The sequence below is a fragment of the Methanoculleus sp. UBA413 genome (assembly GCF_002502935.1).
Taxonomy (GTDB): Archaea; Halobacteriota; Methanomicrobia; order Methanomicrobiales; family Methanoculleaceae; genus Methanoculleus; species Methanoculleus bourgensis.
Genome location: NZ_DAQR01000105.1, coordinates 1 through 1,352, shown reverse-complemented (window position 1 = coordinate 1,352; position 1,352 = coordinate 1). Strand labels below are relative to the sequence as shown.

1 protein-coding gene is annotated in these 1,352 nt (G+C 66.2%); it reads left to right on the top strand.

The genetic code is table 11. The features are described 5' to 3' along the window. The coding region (locus tag BP858_RS08625) for a heavy metal translocating P-type ATPase (RefSeq protein ID WP_286879300.1) at positions 1 to 1,017 on the top strand (1,017 nt) is incomplete at its 5' end. Positions 1,018 to 1,352 lie beyond the last annotated feature (335 nt).

Here is a 1,352-nt window from a genome sequence, read left to right as displayed (position 1 = left end):
TCGATGGTCTCGGGGATCACGACCGCGGCGCATAACGGTGTGCTCATCAAGGGCCGGGATGCTCTCGAGGCCGTGGGGCTTGCCCGGGTGATCGTCTTTGACAAGACCGGGACCCTCACGACCGGGAGGCTCGAGGTCGACGACGTCATCTCCTTCGGGGTGCCGGCGGCCGAGGTGCTCGCGGTCGCCGCATCGCTTGAGGCACGCTCCGGCCACCCGATAGCGGAGGCGGTCCTGCGGCGTGCCGGGGAGGAGGGAGTCCCCCTCCGGGACGTGGAGGAGTTTGCGTCGGTCACCGGCAGGGGTGTCAGGGGAAGGATCGACGGCGTGACCTACCTCCTCGGGAACGAGTCGCTCTTCCCCGATGTCGGCGGCGGTGCGTGGCGGGCGGAGTACGACCGCCTGGAGGGGGAGGGGAAGACCGTCATCCTCGCCGGCACCGAATCGGCGGTCATCGGGCTTCTTGCCCTCTCCGACGTCATCAAGGAGGATGCCCGGGAGACGGTGGCTGACCTGGAGGCGCGGGGGATCAGGACGGTGATGCTCACGGGGGACAACGAGCGTGTCGGGGAGGCGGTGGCCCGCCGCATCGGTATCGATGAGTGCCATGCCGGGCTCCTCCCTGAGGATAAGGTTGCGATGGTCGAGCAGTTGATGGAGCGCTACGGCCAGGTGGTGATGGTCGGCGACGGCGTGAATGACGCACCGGCGCTGGCCCGCGCGAACGTCGGGGTCGCGATGGGGGCTATCGGGTCTGATATCGCGATCGAGGCGGCCGATATCGTCGTGATGGAGGACGACATCTCCAGGGTAGCCTACCTCGTGGCCCTCTCCGAGAAGACGGTCTCGGTCGTGCGGCAGAACGTCGCCACCGCGGTCGTTGTGAAACTCGGCATCGCCGCCCTCGCCGTCGTGGGCCTGGTCACCCTCTGGATGGCGGTGGCGTTCGGGGATATGGGGCTCTCCCTTGCGGTCATCGCAAACGCACTCAGGATTGGCCGGCCGGGCGGCGAGTGAGCGCAGGTTTTGGCGGGACGTGGAGGCGGCGGTTCGATCGCTCGCGTTGTCGCAAAGGAGATGCAATAGTAGGCCATTTCATCTTAACTTGAGGATGCGTAGGAGTGATCGCCGGTCTCTCACGCGAAGACGCGAAGGTGACGATGGGGTACCCGGGCTCGACCCAGACAGTGGACCGTGATGGCTATCACACCAGGGTGGGGAGACCGGGGAGGGGGTCTCCCCCCATTGGCGCGAACTTACCACGTGGATGCAATGCGTTCCTGGCTGGTTATCGGCGAGGTTCAAGCTCTGTTGAACCCCATGTCGGTTCTGGTGAACGCGGAGTATCCCCC